Source organism: Streptomyces sp. NPDC005925 (genome assembly GCF_040638805.1).
In the GTDB taxonomy this organism is placed as follows: Bacteria; Actinomycetota; Actinomycetes; order Streptomycetales; family Streptomycetaceae; genus Streptomyces.
Genome location: NZ_JBEXVL010000007.1, coordinates 103,861 through 122,341, shown reverse-complemented (window position 1 = coordinate 122,341; position 18,481 = coordinate 103,861). Strand labels below are relative to the sequence as shown.

Sequence of the window (18,481 nt, the reverse complement as noted above, 5' to 3'; positions counted from 1 at the left end):
AGGCTCCCGGGCGTGCCCGGCGTGCGCGCTCGTGACGGTGTCTTGACCCCCGGTGGCGCAGTAGTTAAATTGGACAATGTGTTCGACTTGACAGTAAGTCAGGTTGTACTCCCTTCACCTGACTTCCCGACGCATCGTCCGGAACAAGGCCCTTGAGGGTCTCCGTCGCCTGGGCGCCTCCCCGGCACGGCGTGAGCAGGGCCTCGCCGCGACCGCGGTGAGGCGTGATGGTGTACGTCATTCAGGACGGCCACCTCACATGGCGGGAGGGCGCATGCGGAACGACCGGGGTGATCGACGCGGTCATGCCCTTCCGGAGTTCCGCATCGCTAACGGCCTTTCCATGGCCTGTGAGGTTGCCCCGTCGTCCAGGAGCCGTGAGGAATAAGCGCGCAGTGGCGAACCTGCCCGCCCGGACGCGCTCGGCCCGGAAGGGCCGGGCGGGTGATGGCCGGAAGCGCGGTGCCCATCGGAACGCCTTCGTCGCCTTGCTTCCTTCGGCCCCACCCCGCTCGCACTGCTCGGGAACGGCCTCGCCCGCCCCGCTGCTCGTATGGAGGCGGACACGAGCAGACCCCTGGTGGGCGCCCGCGCCCCTGTGCCGAGCGCGGGACCGGTTCGGCCGGATCGAGGGTACGGAGCGGACCCCGGAACATCTCGCACGAGGCGGAAAAGGACGGAGCCACCGGCGGTAAAGCACATGCTGTGACGTGCGAAGACGAAGTGCAGGCTCTTTCCGAAATGAAGAGATGGACGTCGCCATGAGCCACTCATGGGCTTTCGAAGGTGCGGATACCAGGATTTCGCATGCTGTCAGGAGCGGGAATTCGGGATTTCCGTACATGCCGGAGTGAGGGATTCGACAATGATTCTTGAGCTGCTCGAGGAACTGCCGTCCAACGGATTCGGACTGCGATTGCCGAACCTGCCCACGGCCCCGGAACTGCCCTCGGCCCCACGCGGCGGACAGGGCACGCAGGAAGCCGCCTTCACCACCCGCCGCAGCCGGGTCGGCAGGGAAACCTGGGCGGCGCTCCGTCAGGAGGCGGAGCGCAGGGGGCTCGCCCCGGCCGTCGTGCTGATGACGGCGTACGCCGACGTGTTACGACGGTGGTCCGGGCGACCCGGCTTCACGCTCGAGTTGATGCCGCCCGGCCGGACCGCCCCCCTGGAGCTCGCCTTCGACGCCCCCCACAAGGACTCCTTCGCGACCCGTGTGAAGCGGCTCCAGCAGCAGCTCACCCGGGCGTCGCAGGCGGGATCGGAGCCCGGGGCGCCCGAGCCGGAACGACGGGGCCTCCACCACGCCGTCGTCGAGGAAGCAGGCGAACTCACCCTCACCTGGGAAGTCCAGGAGGCGCGCTTTCCCGACGGCCTGCCGGACGACCTGGTCGCGGTCTGCGTCGCGACCCTCGACCGGCTGGCCGGAGAGGCCGGAGCCTGGGACACCGCGGCGGGCCCCACCAGGCTCCCGGACTGGCAGACCGCGGAACGGCAGAGCGCCAACAACACCGCCGCCGACCTGCCCGCCACCACCCTCTGCCGCCTCGTCGAGACCAGGGCCGCCGCGCACCCCGGAGCCGTCGCCGTCATCGCCGCCGACGGCCGGCTCACCTACGGCGAACTGATCGCCGATGCCCGCCGCCTCGCCCACCGCCTGCTCGCGCTCGGCGCGGCGCCGGGCACCCTCGTCGGCGTCGTCGTCGACAGGGGACGCGCGCAGGTGCCCGCCGTGCTCGGGGTGACCCTGTCCGGAGCCGCCTACCTGCCGGTCGATCCGCAATGGCCCGCCGCGCGGCGCGCACAGGTCCTGGAACAGGGCGGCGTCCGGGTGGTGGTCACCACACAGCGGCTGCGTGACGAGGCGACCTGGCCGAGCGGCATCCGAGTCCTCACCCCGGACGACCCCGAGGTACGCGCCGCGAGCACCGCACCGCTGCCCACCGGGCCCACGCCCGAGGACCTGGCGTACGTGATCTTCACCTCCGGATCCACCGGCCGGCCCAAGGGCGTGGTCATCGATCACCGTGGCGCGGCCAACACCGTCCAGGACATCAACCAACGCTTCCGGGTCGGCCCGGACGACCGGGTACTCGCGCTGTCGTCCCTGAGCTTCGACCTCTCGGTCTACGACATCTTCGGCACCCTGGCCGCCGGCGCCGCCCTGATCATGCCCGCACCGGGCAGGGCCCACGACCCCGAGCACTGGTCCGCCCTGGTCGCGGAGCACGGCGTCACCATCTGGAACTCCGTACCCGCGCTGATGGGCGTGTGGCTGGACGCCCCCGCCGCCGAGGTCACCGAATCGACCGTGCGCCTCGTCCTGCTCAGCGGCGACCGGATACCCGTCGCGCTGCCGGACGCGGTCCGCGCGGCGCACCCGCGTGCCCAGGTGATCAGCCTCGGCGGCGCCACCGAGGCGTCCGTCTGGTCGGTCGTCCACCCCATCGGCGAGGTCCCGCCGGAATGGACCCGTATCCCGTACGGCAAGCCGCTGGCGAACCAGACCCTCCACGTGCTCGACCACCGGCTGGACCCGTGCCCGGTGTGGGCGGCCGGAGAGATATGCATCGGCGGCACCGGCGTGGCGAAGGGCTACTGGGCGGACCCGGTCCGGACCGCCGAGCGCTTCATCGTCCACCCCACCACGGGCGAATATCTGTACCGGACCGGCGACCTCGGCCGGTACCTGCCCGGCGGCGACATCGACTTCCTGGGCCGGGAGGACACCCAGGTCAAGCTCAACGGCTTCCGGATCGAACTCGACGAGATCGCCGCGGTGCTGCGCCGCCGGCCGGGGGTCGGCGAAGCGGTCCTCACGGTCGGCACCAACCCCGCGACAGGCCGCAAACAGCTCGTCGCCCACCTCCTGGCCGACAGCCGGGCAGAGACGGCACCCGCCCCGGACGACGCCTCCACCTGGTCGAGGGTCCTCGAAGCCGGCGGGTCCGAGCTGCGGCGGGCCGCGGGCGGGCTCGCCCCCACCATCGCCGCCTTCCGCGACCTGTGGCACCGGCTCGAGGCGCTGGCCCCGTCGATCATGGCCCGCAGCTTCGCCCGGCTCGGCGTCTTCACCACCCCCGGCGACACGGCCACCGCGGACGACATCATCGCCCGCTGCGAGGTGCGTCCGCAGTACCGGGGGCTGCTCGGCGTATGGATGGCCGTCCTCGCCGCTGAAGGACTGCTGAGTCCCACCGGGCAGCCCGGGCAGTACCGAGCCGAGCGTGCCGTCGACGCGGACGAACCGGACGCCCGGATCAGAACCGAACTGGCCGCGTTCACCGTGACCGGAGCCGACCGCGTACTCCTCGACTACTTCACGGCCTGCGCCGGCAACCAACTGGAGATGCTCGCGGGCAAGGTACGTCCGCTCCAGCTGCTGTTCCCCGACGGGGACTGGCACGTGACCGAGGCGCTGTACGCGAGCAACCCGGCCGCCCGCCTGCAGAACGGGATCGCCGCGTCGATGATCCGCACCTTCGTGGACCAGCACCCGACCGGACGCAAGGTCAGGATCCTGGAAGTCGGGGCTGGCACCGGCTCGACCTGCGACCGCATTCTGCCCACGCTCCCGGCCGGCCGTGTCCAGTACCACTTCACCGACATCTCGACCGCCTTCACCGGCCCGGCCAGGCAGCGGTACGCGGACGCGTACCCCTTCGTCACCTACGGCCTGTTCAACATCGACGACGACCCCGTCCCGCAGGGACTGGCGCCCGGCTCCGCCGATGTCGTCGTCGCGGCGAACGTCCTCCACGACGCCAAGAACCTGAGCGCGACGCTGCGGAACATCCGGGGCCTGCTCGCCCCCGGCGGGCTGCTGGTCCTCATCGAGGGCACGGTCAACTCGCCCCTGAACATGATCGGCTTCGCCTTCCTCGAAGGCTTCGGGAACTACCAGGACCAGCGCGAGGCCACCCTGCTCTCGGTGCCCGAATGGCGGGCGCAACTGGAGGCCGTGGGCTTCACCCGGTGCGCCTCGGTCCCCGACGGCGCACCCGCCGTGGACGCCCTGGTCCAGCACGTCCTGATCGCCCGGGCACCGTCCGGCCGGGAAGCCCTCGACACCGCGGCACTGCAACAGGCGCTCGGCGACCTGCTGCCCGACTACATGGTCCCCCACCACTACGTGCTCCTCGACCGCCTGCCCCTGGGCGCGAACGGCAAGGTCGACCGCTCGGCCCTGCCGTCCCCATGGCCCGAGCCCGACCTGAAGGACAGCACCTCGCCGCACACCGCCCTGCAGCAGCGGCTGTTCGAGATCTGGAGCGACGTACTGGGACGCGACGACTTCGGCGTCGAGGACGACTTCTTCGACCTGGGCGGCGACTCCCTGCACGCCGTGCGCATCATCGGCCGGCTCCGGGCCGAACTCGGCGTCCGGCAGACCGGCGACGAAGCCGTCGACATGCTGTTCCAGGCGCCCACCGTCGCGGAGCTCGCCAAGGCGCTGACCGGCCGGGCGGAGGAGGGCCGGTGACCGGGCACGAGCCGTTTCCGCTGACCCCGCTCCAGGAGGCGTACCTGGTGGGCGCCTCCCGCCTGGTCGAACTCGGCGGCTTCCGGCCCAGCTACTACGTCGAGCTCGATCTGGTGAACGTCGACCTGGTCCGCGCGGAGGAGGCACTCGACCGGCTGATGCGCCGGCACGCCCACCTGCGGACCGTGATCGACGACACCGGTGCCCAACGCGTACTGACCCTCGAGCAGACCCCACCGGTCCGGCCGGCCGTGACGGACCTGAGCGGTCTCGGCGAGGACCGTGCACAGGCCGCCGTCCGCCGCACCAGGGAACGCATGTGCCGCGACGGCGTCGACCCCGCCCGCCGGCCGCTGTTCGAGATCGCGGTGAGCCGCCTGAGGCCACGCCGGATCAGAGTGCACCTCGCGATGAGCCTGCTCCTGCTCGACGGCCGGGGCATCCGCCAGGTCATGGACGAGTGGCGGACCTACTACCACGATCCCGGCGCCGAGCTTCCCGAGCAGACCCTGACGTACCGCGACTGCCGGCTGGAGCTGCTCGCGAACGAGAGCACTCCGGAGTACCGGAACCAGTGGCGTTACTGGGAGAGCCGCCTCGATCACCTGCCGGACGCGCCCCGGCTCCCGATGGCCGTGCAGCCCGCGGCCATCGGGACGGTGCGGCTCACCCGCCGTACCCACCACCTCACCCGCCCGCAGTGGCAGCGACTGTCCAGCGCCTTCCGCCGGCACCGCGTACTGCCGACGACGGCCCTGTGCCACCTGTTCGCCGAGACGCTCGGCGCATGGGCGGCCGTGCCCCACTTCAGCCTGAACCTGCTCCACCAGAACTGGGCGACCACCCGCCCGCACATGGCGGGCGTGGTGGGACAGTTCGGCGCCACGCTCCCGCTGGAGGTCGACCTGCGACAACCGGGGGACTTCTGGGAGCGGGCCCGGCGGCTGCAGCGCCAGATCTGGAAGGACCTCCAGCACGCCGACGTCGCCGGTGTGCGCATCACCCGTGAGCTCGCCGCGCGCCGGGGCTGGACCTCGCGCGCCGCGCTGCCGTACGTCTTCACCAGCATGCTGAAGGCGGGCGGGACGACCGGGCACGCTCCGGCACGGAACGAACAGGACCGGCTGGCCTGCCGTGAGGTGACCAGCGATCTGCGCACACCCCAGGTCCTGGTGGACAACCAGCTCCACGACGGCGCGGACGGCGGCGTCGACTGCGTGTGGGACGTCGTGGACGAGGCCTTCCCACCCGGGCTTCCCGACCTCATGTTCGAGGCGTACGGGCGGATGCTGGACCTGGTGGCCGAACCCTCGGGTGCGTCGGCACGGCCGGACCCGGTCTCCGCCCGGCACCGAGCCCTGATCGCGGAGCTCAACCGGCCCGTAGGGGCACCGCCGGCCGAACGTCTGGAGGACGGCTTCCTGCGCCGGGCCGCCGCGCACCCGGCCGCCCCCGCCGTCCTGATCGGCCACCGGGCACTGACCTACGCCGAGCTGGAGTCCCGTTCCCGGGCGGTGGCCTGCGCACTGGGTGACCACGGGGTGGGCCGTGGCGACATCGTGCCCGTGGTCATGACGAAGGGGTGGGAGCAGATCGTCGCCGTCCTCGGCGTGCTGCGGGCCGGCGCGGCCTACTGTCCCGTCGACGCCGACCTGCCCGCCGAGCGGATCTCACTCCTGCTCGACGAGTGCGCCGCGCGGATCGCGCTGGTCCAGTCCCCGAACGCGTCCCGCATCGGTGACCTGGGCCCGCGCCCCCTCCTCGACGTGGACCGGCTGGACCCCGCCGGGGGCCGGATCCGCGCCCGCACGGGGGAGCCGGCCGACCTCGCGTACCTCATCCACACCTCCGGTTCGACCGGGCGGCCCAAAGGCGTGATGATCGAGCACCAGGCCGCGGTGAACACCGTCGACGACATCAACCGACGCGTGAGGCTCACCCCCGACGACCGGGTCTTCGGCATCTCCTCGCTGAGCTTCGACCTCTCCGTCTGGGACGTCTTCGGCGCGCTCGCCGCAGGCGCTGCCCTGGTACTCCCGGAGGCCACGCGCCGTCCCGACCCGCTGGGCTGGGCGGATGCCGCCGTCCGGCACGGGGCGACCGTGTGGAACTCGGTGCCCGCGCTGGCCCAGATGCTGGCCGAGGTCGTCGACGGGCGCCCGGAGGGCGGCGTACCCCCCGTGCGGGCCTTCCTGCTGAGCGGTGACTGGATACCGGTCGAGCTGCCCGACCGGCTGCGGACGCACTGGCACGACGCCCGGGTCATCGCGATGGGCGGCGCCACCGAGGCGTCCATCTGGTCGAACATCCACGAGATCGACCGGGTCGACCCCGGCCGGCGGAGCATCCCCTACGGCGTCCCGCTGCGCAACCAGACCATGCGGGTACTCGATCACCGGCTGGAGCTCCGTCCACCCTGGGCGGTCGGCCGCATCCACATCGGCGGACTCGGGCTCGGCCGGGGTTACTGGCGGGACGCCGAGCGCACCGAAGAGCGGTTCATCCGGGATCCCGACACCGGCGAGCGCCTGTACGTGACGGGCGACCTCGGCTGCTACCGGCCCGACGGCACCATCGAGTTCCTGGGCCGCGAGGACCGCCAGCTCAAGATCCAGGGCTTCCGGGTCGAACCCGGTGAGGTCGAAGCGGTGATCCGGGAGCATCCCGCGGTCGCGGACTGCGTCGTCAGTGGCGAGGACGGCCCGGGTGGCCGGCGCCGCCTGGTGTCCCTCGTGGTCCCGGCAGAGGGCGAGCACCTCGACGGCGGGACGATCCTCGGACATCTGCGATCCCGGCTTCCGCACTACCTCGTCCCCGGGCAGATCCATGTGCTGGACCGGCTGCCGCTGACGTACAACGGCAAGGTGGACGCCGCCGGCGCCCTCGCCGCCCTCGCCGCGCAGGCACCGCCCCGCACGCGGACCACGACCGGAGGACAGGGGCAGGGCGGGCACGCCGAGCTGGTGGAGCGGCTGTGCGTGCTGTGGGCCGAGCTGCTCGACCTGCCCACGGTCGACCCGGACGGCGACGACTTCTTCGCGCGGGGAGGCAACTCACTGCTCGCACTCCGCCTGATCAACCGCATCCGCGCCGAACTCGGCGTCGAGCTGGAGTTCGGCCAGGTCTTCGAGGCGCCGACGGTACGCGCGCTGGCCGGGCACGTCACCCGCCACGACGCGGGACACGACCGGGTCGTGAGCTGCCGCGTCACGCTGTCCAGCGGCGCGGCCGGATCCGGTTCCGCCACCGCGGCCACGACGGCCGGGCGGGAACTCTTCCTCTTCCACCCGGTGGGCGGCTCGGTGAGCAGCTACACGGCACTGGCCCGGTCCTGGCCCGGCCCCGTCCACGCCTTCCAGAGCCGCGCGCTCGCCGTGGGCTCGGCCACCGCACTCGACCCCGACCTGGTGGCGATGGCCGCCTCCTACCGGGAGGAGCTCCAGCGGACGACGGCCGAGGGGCCGTACCTCCTGGGCGGCTGGTCCATGGGCGGGGTCCTCGCGTACGAGGCCGGCCGGCAACTGGCCGAGCGCGGACACGAGGTCCGGGTCTTCCTGATCGACAGCGATCTCACCGGGATCAGGGCGACCACGACCGAGGCGGCCGGGCACCTCCAGTTCCTCGGCGACCTCGCCGGAGGCCGGTTGCCCGCGCAGGCGCGAGCCGCCGTACTCGGCGCTCCGCCCGACCTGCTGACCCGGACAGCGAGGGAAACGGCGATCACGTACGGCTGGCTGCCTTCGGACACCGGTACACGGCAGTACGAGCTGCTGCTGCGCGTCCACACCCACAACCTCGGCGTCCTGGGCGGCTACCGCGCGGACAAGTCCGAGGTCCCCACGCTCCTCTTCGTGGCCGGAGCGGCCGACCACGCCGATCCGGTTCCGGCCTGGCGCGACATCTGCGCTCGCCTCGACGTGGAGGTCTGGCCGGAGAACCACTACTCGATCGTCGCCACCGACCGGCAGGTGGCGATCGCCTGCCGGGTCGCGGCCTGGCTGGGGGACCCGCGCGTCCCGCGCTAGGGGGTGTCAGACACCCCCAGCCGGTTCGCTCCTTCTTCCGCTCATCCCTCGATGCTCGATCGAGCCGACGCACCGACCGACAGGGACACCGACCATGCGAATCCCGAGAACCGAACGGGCGACACTCGAACGATCCCAGCCCCGGGCCCGATGCCGACGCTCCCGGCCACCCCTCGCGGAGCCGGTCCCGCCGGTCCCGCCGTTCCCGCCGTTCCCGCCGGTCCGGCCGGGCAACCCGGCGTCGGCCCGGTGCGAGGCGGCGGCCGGCCCGGACCTCCGGCACGACGGCGGCCACGGGGACCGCCGCACCGCGGAGCACAACCGTCCGACACCGACCGACCCCTCCGCCGTCACACACCGGGATAGCCCATGACCGGAAGTCGCCCTGTAACCCGCGCCGCGGACCTGTCGAGACAGGACATCCGGAACGCGGTGGCCGGCCTGCTCGCCGTGGACGCCGAGTCGATATCCGACGCGGACAACCTGATCCGGCACGGCATGGACTCCATCAGAATGATGAGACTGGCGGGCGGCTGGCGCCGCGCGGGAGCGGACGTCACTTTCCAGAAACTGGCCGAGAACCCCACCGTTCAGCACTGGCACGAGCTCTTGACGACGGATTCCGCACCGCAGACCCCCGAGGTCGAGCCGGTACGTCACCGGGTGGAGGCCGGCGCACCCTTCGCACTCACACCGGTCCAGCGGGCGTACTGGATCGGCCGTGGCGACGAGCTGGCCCTCGGCGGCGTCGGATGCCACGCCTACCTCGAGTTCGACGGCAGCGGCATCGACCCGGACCGGCTGGAATCGGCCGTGCGGGAGGTCGTCGACCGGCACGAGATGCTGCGCGCGCGCTTCCTCGAGGACGGCCGGCAGCAGATTCTCGAGCACAGTCCCTGGGCCGGTCTCACCGTGCACCACGTGACGACAGCCGACGCCGTGGCCGCCGGGAAGGGACTCGAGGCCGTGCGGGCGGGACTGTCGCACCGCCGTCTCGATGTCGCCGCCGGTGAGGTGTTCGACGTGCAGTTGTCGCTCCTGGCCGCCGGACGGACCCGCATCCACGTCAACGTCGATCTCCTGGTCGCGGACGTGGCCAGCATCGACGTGCTGCTCACCGATCTCGCGAGGGCCTACCGCGTGCCGGGCCGGCTGGGCCCGGGGGACGGGTACGGCTTCGCGCAGTACCTCCAGGACTACCGGGCCTGGAGCAAGAGCCCCGACGTCGCCGGGAGCCCGGCCGCGGTCGCCCGGGACTACTGGCGCAGTCGGCTGCCCCAGCTCCCCACGAGTGGTCCACTCCTGCCGCTCGCGACGCGTCCGGAGGAGATCACGAGGCCACGCTTCTCCCGGCGCGGCTTCGACCTGGGCGCGAAGGAGTGGGAGCGGATCACCGCCCGGGGCCGCGAGCACGGCCTCACCCCCGCGATGGTGCTAGCGACCGCCTACGCGGAAGTCCTGGGAGCATGGAGCACCGACCGGAACTTCCTGCTCAACGTGCCGCTCTTCGACCGGCAGCCGCTGGACCGGGCGGTCACCGGCATGGTGGCCGACTTCACCAACCTGGTGCTGCTGCACGTCGACCTCCGCAGGCCCGTCCCGTTCGCGCAGCGGGTACGGGAACTGCAGCACCAGGTCCAGCAGAACGCCTCGCACGCCCAGTACTCCACGCTGAACGTCCTGCGGGATCTCCGGCGGGCCAACGGCGGGAAGCGCGTCGGCGCCCCGGTGGTCTTCGCGTGCAACCTGGACTCCGATTTCGTCAGCCGGGAATTCCGTGCCGCATTGGGTGAGCTGACCTGGATGCTCTCCCAGACGCCCCAGGTCTGGCTCGACCACCAGGTGTACCGGACCGACGATTCCGTACGGCTCGCCTGGGACGCCGTCGACGAGTTGTTCCCCCCGGGGCTGCTCGACGACATGCTGCGGGCCTACGAGGAACTGCTCAACCGGCTGGCCGCGGCCGACAACCAGTGGACGACGCCCGCCGCGGTGTCCACCCCGAGCGCCCGGTGAACGCCGCCGTCGCGACGACCTTCCGGTGGCGCAAGCGTGTCCACGACGGGCAGGACCGCGCGCGCCGGGAGACGGCACGGTGGCCGCCTCGCGTCCGGCGCGGGAATCCGAGGAGACCCGCGAGGAGCCGTCCAGTGTGGCTCCGCGAGTGATCGCCTGCGACCCGGTGGACGGCCCGCGACGCCTGGCCTCCCCCTTCCTGACAGACCATCGACGAGACGGAGCCGCATCAGATGCTTGAGGGTTGCGTGCCATGGCCGGAGGAACTGGCACAAAAGTACCGGGAGGAGGGTTACTGGCGCGATGTCACCATCGGTGGGTTGCTCACGTGCTGGGCGGATGCCTACGGCGACAGCGTGGCGGTGACCGCGGGCGATCGCCGGTTGACGTACCGGGAGCTGGACAACTGGGCCCACCGCCTCACCGGCGGGCTACGGCGGCTGGGCATCGCCCCGGGCGACAAGGTCATCGTCCAACTGCCCAACGTGCTCCCCTTCCTTCCGGTGTTCTTCGCGCTCTGCCGGCTCGGAGCGCTGCCCGTGCTCGCGCTCCCCGCCCACCGGGAGCACGAGATCGGTGCGCTGACCGAACTGACCGAAGCGACGGCCCATGTCGTCGTCGACCAGGATCTCGGCTTCGACTACCGGCAGCTGGCACGTCGGGTGAAGCAGCGCGTTCCGACCCTGAAGCACGTCGTGGTGGCCGGTGACGCCGCCGAGTTCGTCTCCCTGGACGCTCTGGACACGCCCGCCGGCGCGGAGCCCGCGATCGGTGACGCGGCCGACCGGTCCGCGGCCGCCGAACCGTCGGACCCCGAAGACGTCGCGTTCTTCCTGCTGTCCGGCGGCACCACCGGGCAGCCGAAACTCATCCCGAGGACGCACGCCGACTACGCCTACAACGTCCGGGCCAGTTCCGAGGTCTGCGCGTTGGACCGCCGGACCGTGTACCTGGCGGCACTGCCGGTCGCGCACAACTTCGCGCTCGGCTGCCCGGGGGTCCTCGGCACGCTGCACGCCGGGGGCAGGGTGGTGCTCGCCCGTGACGCGAGCCCGGACCGGGCCTTCGCGCTGATCGAGGAGGAGGGCGTGACGATGACGGCCCTCGTCCCGCCGCTGGCGATGCTGTGGATGCAGGCCGTGGAGTGGCTGGACGACGACCTCTCCACGCTGGAGCTGATCCAGGTCGGCGGGGCCAAACTGCCCGTCGAGGCCGCCCGCCGGGTGCGCGGGAGCCTGGGGTGCCAGTTGCAGCAGGTCTTCGGGATGGGTGAAGGCCTGCTCAACTACACGCGCCTCGACGACCCGGACGAGCTGGTCGCGACGACGCAGGGCCGGCCCCTGTCACCGGCCGACGAACTCAAGGTGGTGGACGAGGACGGTCGTGAGGTGGCGGCGGGCGCGGCCGGACAGCTGCTGACCCGCGGCCCGTACACCCTGCGCGGCTACTACCTGGCCGGAGACCACAACGACACGGCGTTCACCGCGGACGGCTACTACCGCACCGGGGACCTGGTCCGGCTGCTCCCGAACGGACACGTGGTCGCCCTGGGCCGGACCGGGGAGGTCATCAACAAGGGAGGGGAGAAAGTGGCGGCCGAGGAACTGGAGAACGAACTCCTGGCCCATCCGGCCGTGCGCGATGCCGCCGTGGTGCCGATCCCGGATCCCGACTTCGGCGAGCGGATCTGCGTCTTCGTCGTCGCGCCGGGAAGCGACCTGAGCCACGCCGACGCCGTGGACTTCCTCGTCTCCCGCGGCCTCGCCGCCTACAAGCTGCCCGACCGCCTCGAACGCGTCGACGCGCTGCCGCTCACCACGGTGGGGAAGGTGGACAAGCGGCGACTGACCGAGCGGGTCGCGGCCGTGCCCGCCGATGCGGACACGACGGAGCAGCCCGGGCGGCGGGCACCTGAGCACACGCTATGACGACGCATGCGTGCAGGTCACACCATGCGCCGGGAGCACGGGAAATTCTTGCTGGCTTCATCCCGTCATGGGCGGCGGGACGAGGTCGGTGTACAGGAGGTGGTGGTCCGAGTACGCGGACGGACGCACCTGGTGGTCGAGCGAGGTGAAGCCGCGCAGGAAAACGTAGTCGAACTTGCTCTGCCAGTCGGTGGTCGTCCGGCAGTCCGCGGTGGGTGAGGGGCGGCACTGGGGGTCCGTGTCCGTGGCCAGGGCCCACATCCCGGTGAGTTCGGGGGCGTCCGGCACGGCGTTGAAGTCCCCGACGACGATCACGCTGTCGTACCGGGCGACGGCCGCGGCGAGTACAGCGGTCTGGCCCGCGCGGACCGTCTCCTGCCGCCGTTGGGCGAGGTGGGTGTTGAAGACCCGGGTGGGCCGCCCGCCGACGGTCGTGGTCACCGCCATGTACCCGCGGTCCTCGGAACCGCCGTCAGGGTATTCCACGGTGACGACGTCCGTCACCGGCGCCGCCGAGAGCACCGCCTGGCCGTAGGCCCCCGGCCGCCACGGCGCGCCCCCGCAGCGACTCCACTTCCTCAGAACAGGCCCGTGCGCGACGTGGTAGGCGAGCCCGTAGAGGTTCTCCAGGTGGTCCCGGATCTCCTCGACGTCCCCCACGCACGCCTCTTGCAGGCCGATGACCTGGGGCGCGAACGTGGCGATCTCCGCCGCCCGGTCGACGTTGCCCACTTCGCAGGGGTTGCAGATGTTCCACGTCATGACCCGGTTCGGTACGACGTCCCTGACGGCGACGACGGGCAGGGAACCGGCGGAGGTGTCACCGCTGGGGGTACTGGGGCCGACCAGCACCACCCAGGCCACGGCCATGGCGCCCGCGAGCCACCGCGTGCCTCTTCCGAGCACCATCGCCTCCTCTAAGTGGCAGGGACGGCATGCCGCGTCCGCACGCACGAGGGTAGGGGACAGCGTGTGAGGGGTGTCGCACAGGGTCCGAGTGAGGCTCTACGGGAAAGCCCGGGGGCGACGGGCCCCGGCCCCGACCGTCTTTGCGCCGACGCCGGTCGTCACCAGGACTGTGTGGGGTCCCTGCACGGCCGGTTCGCCGGACGCTGTCCCTGCCGGTCGTCACCCGGCAGCGCGGCAGGGCACGCGCGCGTCGTCGGCGCGCTGTTCCCCGGCCCACGACTTCCCGTGCTGTGCGTGCCGGCCACGGCCGCCCGTTGTGCCCGAGGCGGGCATCAACAGCCCCTTGACGCGGCGTACGTCGACTTCCCCCTGCCCCCCGGCACGTCCGCCCTCCGGCCTCGCCGACCGGAGCCTCGCATCCGCTCGGCCGGCGCGAGAGGCCGCCGCGGCCCCACCGCCCGGCCTCAGTCCTCCGGCAGGTCCAGTCAGTCCTTCGGCAGGTCCAGCTCGAACCACACGACCTTGCCCGTGCTCACCCGCGTCGCACCCCAGCGGTCGGCCAGCTGGTCCACCAGCCACAGGCCGCGGCCGCCCTCGTCGTTGAGGTGGGCGTGGCGCATCCGCGGCACCTGCGGCGCGTCGTCGCCGACCTCGCAGCGCAGCACGTCCGTGCGCAGGATCCGCAGGCTGATGGGCCGGGTGGCGAAGCGTACGGCGTTGCCGACGACCTCGCTGACCAGCAGTTCGGTGGTCTCCAGGAGGGGTTCGAGCTGCCAGCGGCGCAGCGTTCTGCGGGCCAGTCGGCGGGCCTGGCCGGCGGTTCGCGGATGGGGTGCGAGATACCAGTAGGTGAAGGTCTCCGGCTCCACGCCCTCCAGCCGGGCGGCGAGCAGCGCCACGTCGTCGTGCCGCTCGCCGTGGCCCAGGGTGCTCAGGGCCTCGTCGCACAGCGACTCCAGCGGCGCCCCCGCGGGGTGAGCGGCGTGGTGGCCGGCCAGGCGGGCTACCAGCCGCTCCACGCCCGTCTGCAGGTCAGAGCCGCGGGACTCCACGAGACCGTCCGTGTACAGCATCAGCGTGGACCCGGCCGGCGCCGGCAACTCCGTCGACTCGAAGGCGCAGCCGCCGACCCCGATCGGGACGCCGGTCGGGATCCCCATGAGCTCGGTGGTGCCGTCCGGGTGCAGGAGCAGCGGCGGCGGGTGGCCGGCGTTGGCCATCAGCATCCGCTGCCGCACCGGGTCGTACAGCACGTACAGGCAGGTCGCCATGTGCTGGTCGCCCAGTCGCTCCGCCTGTTCGTCCAGGTGGTGCAGGATCTCGGCCGGGGGCAGATCGAGACCGGCCAGGGTCTGCACGATGGTGCGCAGCTGGCCCATGATCGCCGCAGACGCCACGGAGTGCCCCATCACGTCGCCGATGACGAGGGCGACGCGGCTGCCGGGCAGCGGAATCGCGTCGTACCAGTCGCCGCCGACCTGCGCCGTGCGGGACGCCGGGAGGTACCGGGTGGCGAGCCGGACGCCGGTCGGCTCGGGCAGCGACTGGGGCAGCATGGTGCGCTGCAGCGCGTCCGCGACGGACGCCTCGTGCCCGTACCGTACGGCTTTGTCGATGCCGAGGGCGGCGAGCGTGGCGAGCTGGGAGGCGACGAGCAGGTCGTCGTCGGTGAAGGCCGGACGGTGGGCGCCGCGGGTGAGGACGACGACGCCCAGGGCCTGGTCGCGGCCGAGGAGCGGGGCGACGATCGAGTAACGCCCCGGCGGGCCCGCCGCCGTACCCAGCATGTCCGCGAGGACGGCGGAGGTCGCCGGGTCGTCCCCGAACACCGGCCGTCTGCCGCGCAGCACCCCGGCGAGCCGCCGGACGACCGCCGGGGGGAGGGCGTCGCCCGGGTGCGCCGTGTGCTGTGCGCGCAGGACGGTGGGGGTGTCCGGGGCGCCGTCGGCCAGCGGCAGGGGATGACGCAGGAAGACGTGCGCCCGGTCGGCGTACGCGGGCACGGCCACGGCGGTCAGCTGCTGAAGCGTTTCCTCTAGTTCCATGGAGCGGGCGATGCGGCGCGTGGACGCGTCCAGGAAGCGCAGCCGGTCCGTCCGGGCCCGCTGCGCCGCCGCTCTGCCGCCCGCCGTGCCGGTGGTGTGCGCGCCCGCCGTGTGACGGCTGTGCGCGCCCGTCCGTACCGCGCGCCCGCCCGCGGACCGGATGCGGAAGACCGGGCCGCCGGGCCGCGGCGGGGAGGTCACGTCGTCCGCCCGGGGCGGCGGCGCATCGTCGGGTCCGGTCGGCTGCCCTCCCGGCGGTTCGGGCGGCGCGACCGGCGGTCGACCGTCCGGTCCGCGGTCCGGGGCCGGCGGCGCGGGGGGAAGGGGTGGTGCCGGGGGGCCGTTCGGGTGGCCGGCACCGGCGGCCTCGCTGCCGGGTCCCGCGTCTGCCGAGCGGTGTCGCGTCACGCGTGTCCTTTCCTCTGTGCGGTGCCCGCCCGGCGGGCCCGGAACACGGAACCGGGTGGCTCAGCCGAGGCGCCTGCAGCGCAGGAAGATGTGCTCCTCGGGCTGCACGTCGGTGCTGGCCGGGGCGTACGTGTACGAGGACTCGTCGACCACCTCGAAGCCCGCCGACTCGACCACCTGGCGCAGGTCCTCGCGCAGGTAGCCGGAAACCCGGATGTGCCGCCCCAGGAAGGGAATCTCGAAGTCGTCCACGTCCGCCTCCACCATCGACAGGGCGAGCAGCCCGCCCGGCGTCAGCAGGTCGTGGACCGTGCGCAGCGCGAGGGGGATCTCCGCACGGGGCAGCATCAGCAGCACGAAGAAGGCCACGACCGCGTCGAAGCGGCCCAGGTCGAGTGCGCCGCCCGGCCGGAGGTCCGCGACGTCCGCCTGGTGGAACGTGCCGTCGGGCACGTGTGCCCGGGCCAGCTCGATCATCCCGGCCGAGAGGTCGACGCCCACCACGTCCATACCCGACCCGGCCAGCCGGTGTGCCGTGGGCAGCCCCGTCCCGCAGCCCAGGTCCAGCGCGCGGGACCCGGCGTCCAGGGAGTCGACGAGCCACTCGGTGGCCGCCAGCTGTCCCTCCTTGTGCGGGAAGGCCTCGTCGTAACGGTCGCCGATGACGTCGAAGGCCTCTGCCTGGCCCGTGCGGTCGAGCTGCAGATCGCCGTATGCGAGACGGCCAGCGGAGTCACTCATCTGTGATGTCCACCCTTATGGGCTCGTGTAGTGATTTTGTCATATTTCCCACCGTCGTGGAATGTGAGGCACGTCGAGCTGCCGGACGAGCCGGAGTCGCCGGATGCGGCGAAGCCGCCGGGTGAGGGGGAGTCGCCGGATGCGCCAAGGGACTGCCGGAGGCGCCGGACGCAGGGGTGGACCCCGTGTCCCGCGGCCCGACCCTATTGCCCTCTCCGCGGAAAGTCCCGGGGTTCGCCCGCCCGAGCGGTTTCCGTGCCCTCGCGACCCGGGCCCGCGCCCACTGCCGGGCCCCAGGGGTCGTCGGCGGTGCCCCGCCGCTGAACCACGCCAAAGGCCGGAATTCGCCCAGCTCACGGCGGTGCCACGGGGCGCACGGGCGGGGCCGGAACGGCGCAGAGGTGGAAGCGGGGGGCGCAGTCGCCCCCCGCACCCTGGCAGGGCTCCCGCCGGGCGCCTAGGGTAAGGCCCCCGCGGATGACAGGCCCATGACAGGCCCACGCGAGACGCACCACCCGTGAGTCGCTCGGGCCGCGTCACCCAGGGCGCGGCCGATGCGCGTCGATCGCCGCTGGAGGCTGCTGTGTCCCTACCTTGCATCGCCCTGATCGCGGACCCCACCTCGTCCGAAGGCTGCCGGGAGTACCTCGCCCGGGCCGTGGAACTCCTCACCGGCGCGCCGCCGGTCCGCGTGGCCGCCCGGCACTTCGCCCCCGGCGGAACCGGCCACGCCGTTGGCGAAGAGGGCCGCTTACGGCTTCACGTGCCCGACGAAGGGCTGGAGTTCACGCCCGACGTCGTCCTGCTCTACGAGATCCCGCCGCACCGCCGGGCCGGACTCGCCGCGTTCCAGAAGGTCCTCCACCAGCACGACGTGGTCACGCTCGACGCCGGCCCGGAAGCCTGGCGGACGGCGACCGAGAAGAACCTGACCGTCGAACGCTTCCAGCGGGACGGCATCGCCCAGATGGACACCGTCGTCCTGTCCCGGCCCACCCCGGCGGAGGCCACGGCCGCCTTCGACGGACTCGGCGGTGACACCTGGGCCCGGCCCGTGGTCGGAACCGGCGGCGACGACGCCTTCCACGTCACCACCACCGACGCCCTCCACCGGGCCGCCGCCTACTACGCCCGGAACGACACCGACTGGCTCCTGTCCCGCGACGCCGGGAACATGACCGGGGACGGAGGACGCCACCAGTACCGGGTGTTCGTCCTGCACGGCCGTGTCATCCACGCCCGGGTACACGTCCAGCCCGCGCCCGACACCCCCTGCAACACCTCCCGGGGCGCCACCCCCGTCCATCTCACGCCCGCCGAACTGCCCGCGGGACTGGCCGAGCTCGCCGTCGCCGCGACCGCCTCCGTGGGCCTGCCGTTCTCCGGTGTCGACCTGGTGCCGGAGCACGGCGGTGTCGTCTTCGAGGTGAACGTGCACCCGGCGTTCGTCGACGGGGAACTGGACAGAGTCGCCGTGCCGTACGTCCAGGCGCACCTGGACGCGCTGGCCCGCGGCGGTGGTCACACGGGCACGGGAGTGCTGCCGCGCCGGACCGGGGAACCGAGGACGACGGGCGCGCCCACCGTGTGAGGCGGCCACGCAAACGCCGACACGGCGACGACGGCCCTGGCCGACGCGTGGCGGCACGGCGGGAAGGACCCATCCGCTTCTCGCGGATCCTGATTGCGCGGTGCGCGGCTCAAGACCGCTTCTCCGCGTCTTTCCAAGGGCCCTTCCCGTCTTTTCTCAGCACATCACAGCGGCCGGGGATCCGCACTCCCCGGTGTCTGCCGCGGCTGTCACGCCCGCCGGGCTGCGCGCGGACCGTAGACGGTGGACGCTGGTTCTGCACCATTGGTGCTCTTCTGCGTCCGGATTCTGCACGCGCTCCGACATCCGACAGGGAGTCCGTGAACGGACTCCGA

General features: G+C 72.4%; 8 protein-coding genes. 5 read left to right on the top strand and 3 right to left on the bottom strand.

All coding sequences use genetic code 11. The features are described from left to right. Positions 1-865: 865 nt before the first annotated feature. From ABZ354_RS11905 to ABZ354_RS11890, 4 genes are all read left to right on the top strand, one after another. Positions 866-4,483, top strand: coding sequence for an amino acid adenylation domain-containing protein (locus ABZ354_RS11905; RefSeq protein ID WP_358655591.1), 3,618 nt, complete (start codon positions 866-868; stop codon positions 4,481-4,483). Continuing rightward, positions 4,480-8,508 (top strand): amino acid adenylation domain-containing protein, encoded by a 4,029-nt coding sequence (locus ABZ354_RS11900; RefSeq protein ID WP_358655589.1) that lies wholly within the window; start codon positions 4,480-4,482, stop codon positions 8,506-8,508. The genes ABZ354_RS11905 and ABZ354_RS11900 overlap by 4 nt, the downstream gene beginning before the upstream one ends. Before the next feature lie 369 nt (positions 8,509-8,877). Beyond that, positions 8,878-10,524: a condensation domain-containing protein gene (locus tag ABZ354_RS11895; protein WP_358655587.1), complete on the top strand. Its 1,647-nt coding sequence runs from the start codon at positions 8,878-8,880 to the stop codon at positions 10,522-10,524. 233 nt (positions 10,525-10,757) lie between these two features. Then, the gene (locus ABZ354_RS11890; RefSeq protein ID WP_358655585.1) at positions 10,758-12,452 is read left to right on the top strand and encodes an AMP-binding protein; all 1,695 of its coding nucleotides are present in this window, start codon (positions 10,758-10,760) and stop codon (positions 12,450-12,452) included. Positions 12,453-12,509: 57 nt separating this feature from the next. Here ABZ354_RS11890 and ABZ354_RS11885 read toward each other — a convergent pair whose 3' ends face one another. The 3 genes from ABZ354_RS11885 to ABZ354_RS11875 all read right to left on the bottom strand — a co-directional run bounded on the left by ABZ354_RS11885 (position 12,510) and on the right by ABZ354_RS11875 (position 16,555). Continuing rightward, the gene (locus tag ABZ354_RS11885) at positions 12,510-13,361 is read right to left on the bottom strand and encodes an endonuclease/exonuclease/phosphatase family protein (RefSeq protein ID WP_358655583.1); all 852 of its coding nucleotides are present in this window, start codon (positions 13,359-13,361) and stop codon (positions 12,510-12,512) included. 485 nt (positions 13,362-13,846) lie between these two features. Continuing rightward, positions 13,847-15,607 carry a SpoIIE family protein phosphatase gene (locus tag ABZ354_RS11880; protein ID WP_358655581.1) on the bottom strand — a complete coding sequence of 587 codons (1,761 nt, stop codon included), beginning with the start codon at positions 15,605-15,607 and terminating at the stop codon, positions 13,847-13,849. 267 nt (positions 15,608-15,874) lie between these two features. After that, positions 15,875-16,555: a class I SAM-dependent methyltransferase gene (locus ABZ354_RS11875; protein WP_358655579.1), complete on the bottom strand. Its 681-nt coding sequence runs from the start codon at positions 16,553-16,555 to the stop codon at positions 15,875-15,877. Between the two features lie 583 nt (positions 16,556-17,138). On the opposite strand from ABZ354_RS11875, the gene ABZ354_RS11870 reads away from it, so the two are divergent. Further along, complete coding sequence (locus ABZ354_RS11870) at positions 17,139-18,146, top strand: alpha-L-glutamate ligase (protein WP_358655577.1); 1,008 nt, start codon at positions 17,139-17,141, stop codon at positions 18,144-18,146. The last annotated feature ends 335 nt before the right edge of the window (positions 18,147-18,481 follow it).